The organism is Nonomuraea africana (genome assembly GCF_014873535.1).
GTDB lineage: Bacteria > Actinomycetota > Actinomycetes > Streptosporangiales > Streptosporangiaceae > Nonomuraea > Nonomuraea africana.
In genome coordinates this window covers 4244133-4258929 of the sequence record NZ_JADBEF010000001.1, presented here as the reverse complement: position 1 = coordinate 4258929, position 14797 = coordinate 4244133, and the positions used below count along the sequence as shown (strand labels likewise).

Below are 14797 nucleotides of genomic sequence, written 5' to 3'. Positions count from 1 at the left end.
GGCTGACCGGTGGGAAGGCATACGGACGCGGAAAACGGCACGCGAACAGTCGTCGTCACGGTCACACCCCTCCCTCTTCCTCCGCAGCCCCGGCACTTCCGCCGAGGGCTCCCCTGTGCCGAGTCCGCTGCCGAGGCGCGGCGACACCTGGACGAGTATGCAGGGCCGGAAACCGGCGGCGCAACATGATTTCGGTCGCCTACGATCACGGGCATGGAACGGTGCGAGGAGTGTGGGCGCTGGCCGTACGGCGGGGCGCCAGGGTGCCGCCGTTGCCTGGCGCTGGTGGATCGCATCATCGAGGACGGCTACCAGGCGTTCCTGAAGGACATCGGGCTCGAGGACGAGGTCGCCGTCGCCGAGATGATCGTCGAGGAGATCAAGGGCTACGACTGGTGGGTGGTCGACGGCGCCTTCGAGCGGCTGACCTGCGGTGAGTGCGGCAGCAGGCGAGGCAGGGGGCCGAAGGGCTGCCCGCCGTGCGACCTCGACGAGGGCTTCCGCTACTCCGCTCGCGAGCTCGACAGGGCAGGCGTGATGCCCCGCAACGAGCACGCGATCAGGGTCGGCGCGGCCGTCCTGCGCAACGGGCACAGGCACTCGGACAAGGCGCTGCTGAGCTGGCAGATCGGCTTCCCGATGGTGCTGAGCGGCTGCATGCCCACGACGCCGGAGGCGCAGGCCCTCCGCGCCCGCATCAACAAGGGCGCCACCTACGAGGACCTGGCCGCCACCATGGTGCCCGACCTGACCGGCTGGCCCCTCACCCCCTGACGGGTGCTCAGGACGGGTCGCGGCGCTCCTGGATGGTCTTGCGGTAGAGCTCGTCGATCTCGTCCAGCGGGTCCACGGTCCTGCGCCGGGACTCGATCTCCAGCTCGGTGCGGGCGTGCAGCTCCTCGATGCCGGTGGAGGCGTGGTGCACCTGGCTGTCGAGCAGGTCGGCCCTGATCCTGGCGCACATGGCGGTCAGCTTGGCCTGGTGCTCGCGCAGCCGGTCAAGGGTGACATGGTCGACATAGGGTGACACGCGGCGCTGCTGGGCGTACATGCCGAGCTGCGTGTCGTGCACCTCGGCCTGGCGGGACAGCTCGCTCATCAGCTGCGGCAGGTCGCCGAGGCCCCAGCCCTGCTGCATGGCGGCGTCGACGTGCTGCCTGGTCACGGAGACCTCGCGGCGCAGGTCGAGGCGCAGGCGCTCGACCTCGGCCGCGTCGCCCGTGCCCATGGCGTTGACGTGCGTGGCCAGGCGCGCGGTGGCCTGGCGCGCCGAGTGACTGGCCTTCTTGCCCACCTTGACCAGGGCGTAGACGGCCACCCCCGCCAGGGCGAGGAAGATCACGACGACCGCGAGCAGGATCAGAAGGAAAGTGCTGATTGGAGGGACCTCCAGTCGGGCCTTTTCTTCGAGGATAGTTGATCCAACGTGCCTGGAGGCGGGCCGGTTACGAACGACGTGCGGGCGCCGGGGCGGGGGCCACAGGGCGCCCGCACGCGTCTGCCCGAACGCTAGCGGTCCGCCCGCTCCGGCGAGTCATCCGGGGGAGGGACGCGCGCTCACTCCCTGGACGGACTGCGGACCTTCCTGAACACCCACCACGCGAAGACGGCCACCCCGGCCAGCAGGAGGAGCACCAGGACCGGCAGAAAGATCGCGATGAGGCTCACGCCGAGCGAGCCCGCGTCCTCGACCGTGCTGACGACGGGGGCGCCGAGGCCCGCGGTGGTGGCGTTCACGACCGGCCTGGCGGTGGACTTGAGCACGTGGACGGCCAGCGCGGTCACGATCCCGATGAGCCATCCGGCCCACGGGTGCTCGGTCATCCAGGTGGACTGGTCGAACTCGGCGGCGGCCGCGGTGGCGCTGAAGACCACGCCGCCCGACGCGGGCCGTACGGCGGTCTGGATGGCGTCGTTGACGCTGTCGACCACGGGCACCTTGTCCAGCACGAACTCGGCCAGCAGGAGCACCGCGATGATCGCGAGCACGCCCCAGTTCGACAGCCACCCGTAACCGTCGGGCAGCTTCACCGTGTCGCTGAAGTTGGCCAGCACGCCGACCACCAGCAGCGGGATGTAGGCGTTCAACCCGGCGGCGGTGCTCAGTCCGAGGCCGGTCAGTGCTGCGAGCATCCCTTTGTCCATTCTGTACGGCAGGCCCCCCACAGCCCACCGCGGTCACCGGGTGACCATCTGTCCATCACGCTACGCCGGCGCGACTTCGGTTGCCCGCCGTCACGTCGCCCGTGCCTCCCTCGACCGTAACCCCCAAACCACCCACGCGGCCCTCTCCCGGGTCACGTGCCCGGGGCCTTCGGGGGAGGGCTCGCATGCCGTCCCTTATGGGCGGTTCACTCGGTGATGCGGGAGAGGCGGTCGATCGCGTCCCCGAACTCCTCGATCATCTCGTACACCACCTGGCGGGCCGGTTTCACCTGGTCGAGCTGGCCCACCACCTGCCCCACGAAGTAGTTCGCCAGCTCCACGGCCCCGGGTTCGCCCCGCTCCGCCGCCCGTACCACGCCGGCCATCGCCGACTCCGCGAGCAGCATCTGCAGCGGCATCCCGAGCGGACCCGGGCTGTCGTCGTCCGAGTCCCACGCGGCGGTCCACGCCGAGGCGAGCTGACGGGCGGGCTTGCCGGTGCGCGAGCGCGACCGGACCGTGTCGAGCGAGGACGCGGCCAGCATCTTCCGCTTGACCGACTGCGGCGTCTCGGCCTCCTCGGTCGTCAGCCAGACCGATCCGCACCACACGCCCTCGGCGCCCAGGGCCATGGCGGCGGCCATCTGCCGTCCCGACGCGATGCCGCCCGCCGCCAGCACCGGCACCGGGGCGACGGCGTCGACGACCTGCGGCACCAGCACCATCGTGGCGATCTCGCCGGTGTGCCCGCCCGCCTCCGTGCCCTGCGCGACGATGAGGTCGGCGCCGGCCGCGACCTGCCTGCGCGCGTGCTCCACCGTCCCCACCAGCGCAGCGACGGGCACGCCCGCCTCGCGGGCCATGGACACCATTGCCGGGGGCGGGGGGCCGAGCGCGCTGGCGATCAGGCCGACGGGGTGCTTGAGCGCCACCTCGATGAGCTCGGTCGCGCCCCTGGCGCTGACCCTGTCGCCGAACCGGCCGAGCGACGTGGCGAACGGCACGCCGTACCGCTGGAGAAGGTCGGCGGTGAAGGACAGGTGCGACTCGGGCACGGTCGCCCTCGGGCCCTCCGTCCTGCCGGGGACCAGCACGTCCACCCCGTACGGCCGGCCGCCCACCTGCGCGTCGATCCAGCTCAGCTCGGTGTCGAGCTGCTCGGCCGAGTAGGCGACGGCGCCGAGCACGCCGAAGCCGCCCGCGTTGGTGACCGCGGCGACCACGTCGCGGCAATGGCTGAAGGCGAACAACGGGAACTCGACGCCCATACGCTCACAGATCGCACTCCGCATGAGGTGACGCTAACCCCAAGGAGTCGTCCTCGTCATCGTCCTGCTCGACCGTCCACGACACCGAGGTGATCGCGGGTCCGAGGCTCAGCCTGCTGGTGGCGCTCTCGAAGAGGTTCTCGTCGCGGCGCAGGCGGTCGACGATCGCGTGCACCTCGACCTGGCCGCGCAGGTCGGAGTCATGGCTGTGGAGGTGTTGGCGGCGACGATCAGGAGGGCGCCCGCGACGGACAGGAAATACATGCCCGCCCCACGCCGCGCTGCCCCCTGCCGCGCCAGCGCGCTGTGCCGCGTTTTGCCGCGCCACGTCCCCCACGTCCCCGTTGTGTCACCCCAAGGCGCCTCCGGGCGCCTCCGAGCGCCTCCGTCGCGATGGCAGTGGCGGGCGGGAGGGCTCAGCCGGTGGCCTGGCGGTCGAAGGGGGTGACGCCGGGGGCGTGCCAGCCCTCCTCGGGGGAGTAGCTGCGGACCACCTTGGCGGGCACCCCCGCGATCACGCTGTGGTCGGGGAACTCGCCGCGCACCACCGCCCCGCCCGCCACCACGCACTGCCTGCCGATCCTGGTGCCCGGCAGGATGATCGCCCCGGTGCCCAGCCAGGACCCCTCGCCGATCGAGACCGGATTGTTGCGCGGCCACTGCCTGCCGATCGGCATGTCCGGGTCGTCGTAGACGTGGTTCTGGTCGGTGATGTAGACGTAGGGCCCGGTGAAGACGTGGTCGCCGATGTCGATCGACTGGTGGGCGACGATGTGGCTGCCCCTGCCGATCGAGCAGCTCCCCCCGATGCGCAGGATGGAGTCAGGCCCCAGGTCCACGCCCGGTCCCATGCCGCACGACAGCGAGACCCGCTCGCCGATCAGCGTGTGGCCGCCGATCTCGATCCACCGCTCGCCGAAGATCGCGCCGACCGGGAAGGCGATGCTCACGCCCTCGCCCAGGCGGCGGAAGCGGTACCCGGCCTGGGTGGCGGGAGTGAGCGCGCCGGCTCTCCTGACCGCGTCGTAGAGGCGGTGAACCAGGGCGCCGATCGCCCGCCGTACAAGTGACATAGGGCCCAAAGTTACTCTGTGGTTATGCCGTTCGGGCATGTCGAGGGCGTTGTTTGATATCCTGAGAGCCCGTGGACGTCAACGCCACACCTCGAGCCACGGGAGACTTCTTGCGCAGCGCATCGCAAACCAAGCATCTGTTCGTCACCGGCGGTGTCGCCTCCAGTCTCGGCAAGGGGCTCACGGCGTCCAGCCTGGGTCGCCTGCTGAAGGCCCGCGGTCTGCGGGTCACCATGCAGAAGCTCGACCCCTACCTCAACGTCGACCCGGGAACGATGAACCCGTTCCAGCACGGCGAGGTCTTCGTCACCGACGACGGCTCCGAGACCGACCTCGACGTCGGCCACTACGAGCGCTTCCTCGACACCGACCTGCACGGCTCGGCGAACGTCACGACGGGCCAGGTCTACTCCAACGTCATCGCCAAGGAGCGGCGCGGGGAGTACCTCGGCGACACCGTCCAGGTGATCCCGCACATCACCAACGAGATCAAGGATCGCATCCGCGGCATGGCCGGTCCCGACGTGGACGTGGTCATCACCGAGGTGGGCGGCACGGTCGGCGACATCGAGTCGCTGCCCTTCCTCGAGTCGGTGCGCCAGATCAGGCACGAGGTCGGCCGCGACAACGTCTTCTTCCTGCACGTGTCGCTGCTGCCGTACATCGGGCCCAGCGGTGAGCTGAAGACCAAGCCGACCCAGCACAGCGTCGCCGCGCTGCGCAGCATCGGCATCCAGCCCGACGCGATCGTGCTGCGCTCCGACCGCCCGGTCCACACCTCGATCAAGCGCAAGATCAGCCTGATGTGCGACGTCGACGAGGACGCCGTGGTCAGCGCCGTCGACGCGGCCTCCATCTACGACATCCCCAAGGTGCTCCACTCCGAGGGCCTCGACGCCTACGTCGTGCGCCGCCTCGGCCTGCCGTTCCGCGACGTCGACTGGAAGGAGTGGGAGCAGCTGCTGCGCCGCGTGCACCGTCCGGCCAAGGAGGTCACGGTCGCGCTGGTCGGCAAGTACATCGACCTGCCCGACGCCTACCTCAGCGTCACCGAGGCGCTGCGCGCCGGGGGCTTCGCCAATGACGCCCGCGTCAACATCCGCTGGGTCAAGTCCGACGACTGCGAGAGCGAGGAGGGCGCGGCCCGCGAGCTCGACGGCGTCGACGGCGTGCTGATCCCCGGCGGCTTCGGCGTGCGGGGCATCGAGGGCAAGATCGGCGCGATTCGCCACGCCCGCGAGAACAAGATCCCGCTGCTCGGCATCTGCCTCGGCATGCAGGGCATGGTCATCGAGGCGGCCCGCAACCTGGCCGGGATCACCGACGCCAACAGCGCCGAGTTCGACCCCGACAGCAAGCACCCCGTCATCTCGACCATGGCCGACCAGGAGGACGTCGTCTCCGGCGAGCGCGACATGGGCGGCACCATGCGCCTCGGCCTCTACACCGCCAAGCTCGGCGACGGCACGCTGGCCCGCCAGCTCTACGGCGGCAAGGCCAAGGCCGACGAGCGCCACCGCCACAGGTACGAGGTCAACAACGCCTACCGCGAGCAGCTGGAGAAGGTCGGCCTGGTCTTCTCGGGCCTGTCGCCCGACGGCCGCCTGGTGGAGTACACCGAGCTGCCCGCCGAGACGCACCCGTTCTTCATCGGCACCCAGGCCCACCCCGAGTTCCGCTCCCGCCCGACCCGGGCGCACCCGCTGTTCAAGGGCCTCATCAGCGCCTCGCTGGTCTTCGCCGACACCCGCTCCCCCAAGGCGGCAAAGAAGTGAGGATCGAGGATCTGCCCGAGGAATGGGCGGTCGTCGACTCCAAGGAGCACTTCAAGGGCTACGTGATCGGCGTGCGCACCGACACCGTGCGCATGCCGCGCGACGAGGTGGCCGACCGCGACTACGTCGTCCACCCGGGCTCCGTCGCGGTTCTCGCGCTCGACGAGCACGACCGCGTACTGCTGATCAGGCAGTACCGGCACCCGCCGCGACACCTGCTGTGGGAGCTTCCCGCCGGGATCCGCGACGTCCAGGGCGAGCCGCTGGTCGCCACCGCCGCCCGCGAGCTGGCCGAGGAGGCGGGCTACCGCGCCGAGACCTGGCACACCCTCGTCGACCTCTACACCTCGCCCGGCATGTCGGACGAGCGGGTCCGCGTCTTCCTGGCCCGCGACCTGTCGAAGACCGAGTCCGACTTCGTGCACCGGCACGAGGAGATCGACATGCCGCTGGAGTGGGTGCCCCTGGCCGACGCCGTGGAGAAGGCGCTCATGGGAATGATCCACAATTCCCCTGCCGTGGCCGGTATCCTCGCCGCGTATGCGGCTTCGGTCGAGGGATTCGCCCTGTTGCGGCCCGCCGACGCCCCGGAGGCGTGACAGGAGGACTCTCAGTGGAGGCGGTGCTCTCCAGCTACCTCGCCCATCTGGCGGTGGAGCGGGGCCTGGCTGCCAACACGCTCGCCTCCTACCGCAGAGACCTGCGCCGCTACGTCGACCACCTCAAGGCGCGCGGCAGGGTCACCTTCGGTGAGGTGGGCGAGGCCGACGTCCTCGCCTTCCTCGCCGTGCTGCGCGAGGGCGACGGCGACCATCCCGCCCTGGTCGCCAGCTCGGCGGCCCGTGCCGTCTCCGCCGTCAGGGGGCTGCACAGGTTCGCCCTGCGCGAAGGCGTCGCGGGCCACGACCCCGCCCACGAGGTCCGCCCGCCGCGCCAGCTGCGCCGCCTCCCGAAGGCCATCGGCGTCGCCGAGGTCGAGCGGCTCATCGCCGCCTCGGGTCCCGACGGCGCGCCGCTGACCCTCCGCAACCGCGCCCTGCTCGAGCTGCTGTACGGCACGGGCGCGCGCATCTCCGAAGCCGTCGGCCTTGCCCTCGACGACCTCGAGGAGGAGCAGGTACGGCTGCGCGGCAAGGGCGGGCGCACCCGCGTCGTGCCCGTCGGCCGCTTCGCCAGGCAGGCGCTCGACGCCTACCTCGTGCGGGCCAGGCCGTCCCTGCTGGCCCACGGCCGCGGCACCCCCGCCGTCTTCCTCAACGCCCGCGGCGGCCGTCTCACCAGGCAGGGCGCGTGGGAGGTGCTCCAGGCCGCCGCCGAAAGGGCCGGGCTCGAGGGCATTTCGCCGCACGTCTTGCGGCATTCGTTCGCAACTCACCTCCTTGACGGCGGCGCGGACGTTAGGGTGGTCCAGGAACTCCTCGGCCACGCCTCGGTGACGACCACCCAGGTCTACACCCTGGTGACGGTTGACAAGCTCCGCGAGGTCTACGCCGCGGCGCACCCTCGCGCTCGACAGTGATCTATAGTCTTTGCGTCGTGCGGCGTGCCTTCTTGCCGCCTAAGTGCTGACGCCATAGTGTCCGTCCGGACGGTCCGGTTCGGGACCGTCAGGGAGGTTCGAGCTGGTGACTGTGACCGCCAACGGTTCGACCCCGGGGACCCCCGAGAACCCCTGGGGTGACACGAAGACCAACACGCCCGCTACCGGCGTGAATCTGGGCCCCACCAGGCGACCTCGCCCGGTGTTCCCTGAGCCGCTGCCGCGCGAGACGCACGGCCCGGCCAGGGTGGTCGCGATGGTCAACCAGAAGGGCGGGGTCGGCAAGACCACCACCACCATCAACCTGGGCGCCGCGCTCGTCGAGTGCGGCCTGAAGGTCCTGCTCGTCGACTTCGACCCGCAGGGCGCGCTGTCGGTGGGGCTCGGCATCAACCCGCTCCAGCTCGACATGACGGTCTACAACCTGCTGATGGACCGCACCGTCACCGCCGAGGACGTGCTGCTCGAGACCGGCGTCGAGGGCCTCGACCTGCTGCCGAGCAACATCGACCTGTCCGCGGCCGAGGTCCAGCTCGTCACCGAGGTGGCCCGCGAGCAGGTGCTGGGGCGCGTGCTCAAGCCGCTGCTGCCCTACTACGACGTGTGCCTGATCGACTGCCAGCCCTCGCTGGGCCTGCTCACGATCAACGCGCTCACCTGCGCCCACGGCGTCATGGTGCCGCTCGAATGCGAGTTCTTCGCGCTGCGCGGCGTCGCGTTGCTCATGGACACCATCACCAAGGTGCAGGAGCGGCTCAACGACGAGCTCGAGATCGAGGGCCTGCTGGCCACCATGTACGACGCCCGCACCCTGCACGGCCGCGAGGTGCTCGCCCGCGTCGTGGAGGCCTTCGGCGACAAGGTGTTCCACACGGTCATCAACCGGACCGTGCGCTTCCCCGACGCGACCGTCGCGGGTGAGCCCATCACCACCTTCGACCCCTCCTCACTCGGCGCGAACGCCTACAGGGAGCTGGCCCGCGAGGTGCTCTCGCGCTGGCCGCAGCCTGCCACAATGGCGAGGTGACTTCCACCGAGCAGCAGGGCTTCCAGGTCCATCTGGACGTCTTCGAGGGGCCTTTCGACCTGCTGCTCGGCCTGATCTCCAAGCACAAGCTCGACATCACCGAGGTCTCCCTCTCCCAGGTCACCGACGAGTTCATCGCCTACATCAAGTCGCGCGGGCCCGAGTGGGACCTCGACCAGACCAGCCACTTCCTGCTCGTCGCGGCCACGCTGCTCGACCTGAAGGCGGCCAGGCTGCTGCCCACGGGCGAGGTCGAGGACGAGGAGGACCTCGCGCTGCTGGAGGCGCGCGACCTGCTGTTCGCGAGGCTGCTGCAGTACCGGGCCTACAAGGAGGTCGCCAAGGTCTTCTCCGGGCTGATGGCGGAGGAGGCGCTGAGGTTCCCCAGGTCAGTCCCCATGGAGCCGCAGTTCGCCAACCTGCTGCCCGAGCTGGTCCTCGGCATCGGCCCCGAGCAGCTGGCGCGCATCGCCGCCAAGGCGTTCACCCCCAAGCTGCCGCCGACGGTCAACGTCGGGCACATCTACCAACCTCTGGCCAGCGTCAGGGAGCAAGCCGCTATCCTGGTCCAGCGGTTGCGGCGCATGCGAAGGGCCACCTTCAGGACCCTGGTCGCCGACTGCGAGGGCACCTTCGAGGTGATCGCCCGCTTTCTGGCCGTACTCGAGCTGTTCAGGGAGTCGGCCGTCAGCTTCGAGCAGATCGAGCCGCTGGGTGATCTGCACGTGACCTGGACCGGCGCCGACGACGGAGACGTGTCGGTGGGCGACGACTACGAAGAGAGCGCGGAGAAGGCTGCAGATGAGTGAGTTCCCGTCTCCCAGGGACCCGTCGCCGTCCGAGCGTCTGGCGGGGGAGGAGGGTGGCTCGGCGGAGGAGAACGTACCCGCCTGGGCCCGCCTGCCCGGCTCGGCCATCTTCGGCGGCCCGCCTTCGAAGGACGACGACCGCCCGGGGGAAGCCGGCCCGTCGACCCCCCGGCCACAGGAGCACGCGACCCCCACCACCCCGGCCCCTGAGTCCGCCGACGACCCCGAGGCCACGTGGGCCCCTGAGGGGGACCCGCATGTCGAGGCCCCTCCGGCTCCCGAGGCCGCTCCTCGCGTCGAGGTTGGTGAGAGTCCCGATGCCGCCCGGACCTCCGAGGGCGCCTGGGCCCCTGAGGGCGCCTTAGCTCCTAACATCGCTCAGAGCCCTGAGGCCGCCCACACCTCCGAGACGGCAAGCCTCATGCCTGAGGATCCTGAGGGTGTCTCGGCTGCTGGTGTCTCGGTGCCCGGCGTCACGGTCCCCGGTGTGACGGTCCGCGATGTCACGGTCCCCGGTGTGACGGTCCCCGATGTCTCACTCCCCGGTGTTTCGGATCCCGGGGAGTCGGATCTCGAGATCCCGGTCTCCGGGCGGGCTGCGACCCCCTTCGACGGCACTCCGTCTCTCTCCGGCGACGGCCATGGGGCTGGGTCCGCCGTGCTGGGGGGTTTCTCCTGGGACGGCAAGGGGGCGGCCGCCGGTCGTCCAGAGGAGATGGCCGGTTCCGACGTGGCACCCTCCGACGATGCGGTGCAGACCGAGCAGGGCCCCGAGTTGCGGGCGGCGCTGGAGGCGATCCTGATCGTCGTCGACGAGCCCGTGGCCGCGATGACGCTCGCCCAGGTGCTCGAACGTCCCACGCACGAGATCGAGACGGCGCTCCGCGCGCTGTCGGCGGAATACTCCGACGCCGGGCGGGGTTTCGACTTGAGAGAGGTGGCAGGCGGCTGGCGGTTCTACACGCGCGCCGACTGCGCCCAGCTGGTCGAGCGGTTCGTCCGCGACGGCCAGCAGGCACGGTTGACCCAGGCCGCGCTGGAGACCCTCGCGGTCGTGGCCTACCGGCAACCGGTGAGCCGCGCCCGAGTCGCCGCCGTGCGCGGCGTCAACAGCGACGGCGTCATGCGGACGCTGGTCGCCAGGGGGCTGGTCGAAGAGGCCGGCACCGATCCGGAGAGCCAGGCAGTGCTCTACCGGACAAGCTCCTACTTCTTGGAGCGACTGGGCCTGAAGAGCATCGACGAGCTACCTGAGCTCGCGCCCTTCCTGCCCGACGACGTGGAAAACCTTGAGGAGACAACGAAGTGATCAACAGGCGCAGCACCCCGTCCGGTGATGGACGCGGTCGTGGACGCACCGGCGGTTCCCGGGGTGGCAACTCCAGGAGCGGCGCGAGCGGGCGTCCCGCCTTCCGCTCCGACGACAGGCGCGACTCCCGTCGCGACGACAACCGCGGCGGACCCCGTCGCGACGACTTCGGCGGCGCACCCCGCCGCGACGACACCGGCGGGGCTTCCCGCCGTGACGACTTCGGTGGGACCTCCCGCCGTGACGACTTCGGTGGGGCTTCCCGCCGGGATGACTTCAGTGGCGGCGCGCGCAGGGAGGGGTCCGGCGGCGGTGCTCGCCGGGACGACTTCCGTGGTGGCGCCCGCCGCGACGACAGCAGAGGCGACTTCGGCTCCGGCCGTGACTCGCTGCGCGCGGACCGCGGTGGGGCGCGCGCCAGGTACGGCAGCCCCGCAGGCCCCGGCCGCGACGACCGCGGCGGACAGGGCGGCTTCCGCGGAGACCGCGGCGGCGCAGAGCGCGGCGGCTTCCGTGAGGATCGCGGCGGCCAGGGTGGTTTCCGCGCGGATCGCGGTGGCGCGGAGCGCGGCGGTCAGGGCGGTGGCTTCCGTTCGGAGCGCGGCGGCCAAGGCGGTGGTTTCCGAGAGAATCGCGGGGGCCAGGGTGGTTTCCGCGCGGATCGCGGTGGCGCGGAGCGCGGCGGTCAGGGCGGCGGCTTCCGTTCGGAGCGCGGCGGCTACCAGGGCGAGCGCGGGGGCCAGGGTGGTTTCCGGGGCGAGCGCGGTGGTTACGGCAGGGGCGGCGACGAGCGCGGCGGCTACCGTGGCACGAGCGACCGTGGCGGTAACGAGCGCGGCGGTAACGAGCGCGGCGGTAACGAGCGCGGCGCCGGTGAGCGCGGCGGGTTCCGTGAGCGGCGTGACTTCGGTGGCGCGCGCCAGGAGCGCGGCGGCTACGGCGACAGCCGGGGCTTCCGTGACGACCGCCCGGGCTCCAGGGATGAGCGCGGCGGTTCCAGGGACGAGCGCGGGTTCCGCGGCGCCGGCGACGACCGGCGCGGGTTCGGCGGCTCGCGTGAAGGCGGCTTCCGTGAAGGCGGCTCGCGTGAAGGCGGCTCGCGTGAAAGCGGCTTCCGTGAAAGCGGCTCGCGTGACGAGCGCGGTGCGCTGAGGGCCGGTCGGGGTGGCCGGCGTGATGACGGGTCCAGGGCCCGTTACGGCAGGCGCGAGGAGCCCCAGACGATCGGCCGTCCCGCGTCCAGGCGCGACGAGCCGGGCCGTACCGGCAGGACGCAGACGATCGGCGGCGGCGCCAAGGGCAAGAAGAACGTCTTCAAGACCGCCCGCCAGCCCGTGCGCGACCGCGACTTCTACCCCGAGGGCTACACCGACGAGCGCGACACCACCGAGGTGCCGGGCGGCGTGCGGCTGCAGAAGGTGCTCGCCCAGGCGGGCGTGGCCAGCAGGCGCGCGTGCGAGGAGATGATCGGCGACGGCCGCGTCACCGTGAACGGTCAGGTCGTCAGGAGGTTCGGCGCGAAGGTCGACCCCGCGACGCAGGTCATCCACGTGGACGGCAAGCGCATCCCGACCGCTCCCGACCTGGTCTACTACGCGCTGAACAAGCCCATCGGCGTCATCTCGACGATGGAGGACCCGCAGGGTCGTCCGTGCCTGGCCGACTTCGTGCAGGAGTTGGCCCCGCGCCTGTTCCACGTGGGCAGGCTCGACACCGAGACAGAGGGCCTGCTGCTGCTCACCAACGACGGCGAGCTGGCCAACAGGCTGACGCACCCGAGCTACGGCGTGCAGAAGAAGTACTGGGCGAAGGTGCCAGGGCCGATCCCGCGTGACCTGGGCCGCAGGCTCAAGAAGGGCATCGAGCTCGAGGACGGCCTGGCCAAGGCCGACCACTTCGAGATCGTGCAGGAGCACGGGCAGCAGGCGCTGGTCGAGATCGTGCTGCACGAGGGCCGCAAGCACATCGTCAGGCGCATGCTGGAGGAGTCCGGTCACCGCGTGATCGACCTGGCCAGGATCGAGTTCGGCCCGGTCAAGCTGGGCCGTACCAAGCCTGGCACGATCAGGGCGCTCAGCCTCAAGGAGGTCGGCGACCTCTACGCGGCGGTCAAGCTGTAATCTGGCCGCACGCAGGAGCCCGCGCACACCGTGCGCGGGCTCCGAACCATATGAAGGGGATGTGACATGGTGCGGGCGATCCGCGGGGCGATCCAGGTCGAGGCCAATGACCGCGACGCGATCATCAGCGGGACCACCGAGTTGGTGTCGGCGGTCATGGAGCGCAACCAGCTGACCACCGACGAGGTGATCAGCGTGCTGTTCACCGCGACGCCCGACCTGACCGCGGAGTTCCCCGCATTGGCCGCGCGCAAGCTCGGCTTCCACGACGTGCCACTGATCTGCTGCACCGAGATCGACGTGCCGAACGCGCTGCCGAGGGTGGTGCGGCTGATGGCGCACGTGGAGACCGACCGGCCGCGCGCCGAGATCCAGCACGTCTACCTGCGCGGCGCGACCGTGCTACGTCAGGACATCGCCCAGTGAAACTCGACACCGTTCTCGTTCTCGGCACCGGCCTGGTCGGCACGTCGATCGGTCTCGCGCTGCGCCAGCGTGGCGTGACCGTGCTGCTCGCCGACCGCGACCTGGGCGCCGTACGGCTGGCCAGGGAGATGGGCGCCGGTCAGGAGTGGCGTCTCGGCGACCCGGTCGACCTGGCCGTCGTCGCGGTCCCGCCCGACCACGTGGCCACCGAGCTGCGCGGCCTGCAGCAGCGCGGCGCGGCCCGCTTCTACACCGATGTGGCCAGCGTCAAGGCCAGGCCGATCGCCGCGGCGGCCGAGCTGGGCTGCGACCTGAGCACCTACGTCGCCTCGCACCCCATGGCGGGCAGGGAGAAGGCGGGCCCGGGCGCCGCCAGGGGAGACCTGTTCCTCGGCAGGCCGTGGGCGCTGTGCCCGACGGAGGAGGCCACCGAGGAGGCCAGGCAGGCGGTGCTGCGGCTGATCGAGCTGTGCGGCGCCAACCCGGTCGAGGTGGCCGCGGAAGACCACGACAGGGCGGTCGCCGTCGTCTCCCACGCCCCGCACGTGGCCGCCTCGGCGGTGGCCGCGCGCCTGGCTGACGCCTCCGACGTGGCGCTCGGCCTGGCGGGTCAGGGCGTGCGCGACGTGACGCGGATCGCGGGCGGAGACCCCGGCCTCTGGCTCGGCATCCTGTCGGGCAACGCCGCTCCCGTGGCCGACGTGCTGGAGGCCGTCTCGCGCGACCTGGCCGAGGCGGCCACGGCGCTGCGCGCGCTGGCCGAGGGCGACGACAGCGCGGCCCCCGAGGTCACCGAGCTGCTCAAGCGCGGTGTCGCGGGACACGGCAGGATCCCGGGCAAGCACGGCGGGCCCGCCGCCGCCTACGCCGTCGTGCAGGTGATCATCGGTGACCGTCCCGGCCAGCTGGCCAGGCTGTTCCAGATCTGCGACGAGGTCGGGGTCAACGTCGAGGACGTGCGCCTCGAGCACGCCCCCGGCCTGCCGCTCGGCCTGGCGGAGCTGTCGGTGCAGCCCGACGCCGTGGCCGTGCTCAACCAGGCGCTCCACGAACGCGGCTGGCAGGTTCCCTAGCGGCGATGTCACAACGGGAGCCGCTCGATCCGTCTTCCTGGCATGAATCGTGGTTCTAGGAGCCGGTTACACCGGGATGGCGGCGGCGATCAGGATGGCGAGGAAGTCGCGCCGCCACGGCGGCAGGGTGACGCTGGTCAACCCGTCGCCCAGGTTCACCGAGCGGCTGCGGCTGCGAGCACGCCTTCCGCTACGACGACCACGCGGGCACGCTGGCGCTGGCCGAGCGCCT

General features: G+C 71.2%; 15 protein-coding genes. 10 read left to right on the top strand and 5 right to left on the bottom strand.

The annotated features are described in order from the left end of the window. Positions 1-285: 285 nt before the first annotated feature. On the top strand, positions 286-774 hold the full coding sequence (locus H4W81_RS20155; RefSeq protein ID WP_192776233.1) for a hypothetical protein: 489 nt from the start codon (positions 286-288) through the stop codon (positions 772-774). 7 nt (positions 775-781) lie between these two features. Here H4W81_RS20155 and H4W81_RS20150 read toward each other — a convergent pair whose 3' ends face one another. From H4W81_RS20150 to H4W81_RS20130, 5 genes are all read right to left on the bottom strand, one after another. Then, the gene (locus tag H4W81_RS20150; protein ID WP_318781840.1) at positions 782-1342 is read right to left on the bottom strand and encodes a hypothetical protein; all 561 of its coding nucleotides are present in this window, start codon (positions 1340-1342) and stop codon (positions 782-784) included. Between the two features lie 215 nt (positions 1343-1557). Further along, on the bottom strand, positions 1558-2133 hold the full coding sequence (locus tag H4W81_RS20145) for a DUF4126 domain-containing protein (RefSeq protein ID WP_192776232.1): 576 nt from the start codon (positions 2131-2133) through the stop codon (positions 1558-1560). A 218-nt stretch (positions 2134-2351) separates the two neighbouring features. Next, on the bottom strand, positions 2352-3437 hold the full coding sequence (locus tag H4W81_RS20140; protein ID WP_192776231.1) for a nitronate monooxygenase: 1086 nt from the start codon (positions 3435-3437) through the stop codon (positions 2352-2354). Then, positions 3418-3741: a hypothetical protein gene (locus H4W81_RS49735; protein WP_337959982.1), complete on the bottom strand. Its 324-nt coding sequence runs from the start codon at positions 3739-3741 to the stop codon at positions 3418-3420. Before H4W81_RS49735 ends, H4W81_RS20140 begins: the two co-directional genes overlap by 20 nt. An 88-nt stretch (positions 3742-3829) precedes the next feature. Continuing rightward, positions 3830-4486 (bottom strand): acyltransferase, encoded by a 657-nt coding sequence (locus tag H4W81_RS20130; RefSeq protein ID WP_192776229.1) that lies wholly within the window; start codon positions 4484-4486, stop codon positions 3830-3832. Positions 4487-4596: 110 nt separating this feature from the next. Here H4W81_RS20130 and H4W81_RS20125 point away from each other — a divergent pair, with 110 nt between their 5' ends. From H4W81_RS20125 to H4W81_RS20085, 9 genes are all read left to right on the top strand, one after another. Continuing rightward, positions 4597-6261: a CTP synthase gene (locus H4W81_RS20125; protein ID WP_192776228.1), complete on the top strand. Its 1665-nt coding sequence runs from the start codon at positions 4597-4599 to the stop codon at positions 6259-6261. Further along, positions 6258-6860 (top strand): NUDIX domain-containing protein, encoded by a 603-nt coding sequence (locus H4W81_RS20120; RefSeq protein WP_192776227.1) that lies wholly within the window; start codon positions 6258-6260, stop codon positions 6858-6860. Before H4W81_RS20125 ends, H4W81_RS20120 begins: the two co-directional genes overlap by 4 nt. 14 nt (positions 6861-6874) lie before the next feature. Beyond that, positions 6875-7780 (top strand): site-specific tyrosine recombinase XerD, encoded by a 906-nt coding sequence (locus tag H4W81_RS20115; protein ID WP_192776226.1) that lies wholly within the window; start codon positions 6875-6877, stop codon positions 7778-7780. Positions 7781-7886: 106 nt separating this feature from the next. Then, positions 7887-8828: a ParA family protein gene (locus H4W81_RS20110; protein WP_192776225.1), complete on the top strand. Its 942-nt coding sequence runs from the start codon at positions 7887-7889 to the stop codon at positions 8826-8828. Further along, a complete protein-coding gene (locus H4W81_RS20105) occupies positions 8825-9637 on the top strand; it encodes a segregation and condensation protein A (RefSeq protein WP_318781839.1) in 813 nt (270 codons plus the stop codon). Before H4W81_RS20110 ends, H4W81_RS20105 begins: the two co-directional genes overlap by 4 nt. 715 nt (positions 9638-10352) lie before the next feature. After that, entirely contained in the window at positions 10353-10946 is a 594-nt protein-coding gene (scpB, locus tag H4W81_RS20100; RefSeq protein ID WP_192780925.1) for an SMC-Scp complex subunit ScpB, read from the top strand. Beyond that, positions 10943-13066, top strand: coding sequence for a pseudouridine synthase (locus H4W81_RS49395; RefSeq protein ID WP_318781838.1), 2124 nt, complete (start codon positions 10943-10945; stop codon positions 13064-13066). The genes scpB and H4W81_RS49395 overlap by 4 nt, the downstream gene beginning before the upstream one ends. Before the next feature lie 66 nt (positions 13067-13132). Next, positions 13133-13492 carry a chorismate mutase gene (aroH, locus tag H4W81_RS20090; RefSeq protein ID WP_192776224.1) on the top strand — a complete coding sequence of 120 codons (360 nt, stop codon included), beginning with the start codon at positions 13133-13135 and terminating at the stop codon, positions 13490-13492. After that, positions 13489-14565 (top strand): prephenate dehydrogenase, encoded by a 1077-nt coding sequence (locus H4W81_RS20085; RefSeq protein ID WP_192776223.1) that lies wholly within the window; start codon positions 13489-13491, stop codon positions 14563-14565. Before aroH ends, H4W81_RS20085 begins: the two co-directional genes overlap by 4 nt. The last annotated feature ends 232 nt before the right edge of the window (positions 14566-14797 follow it).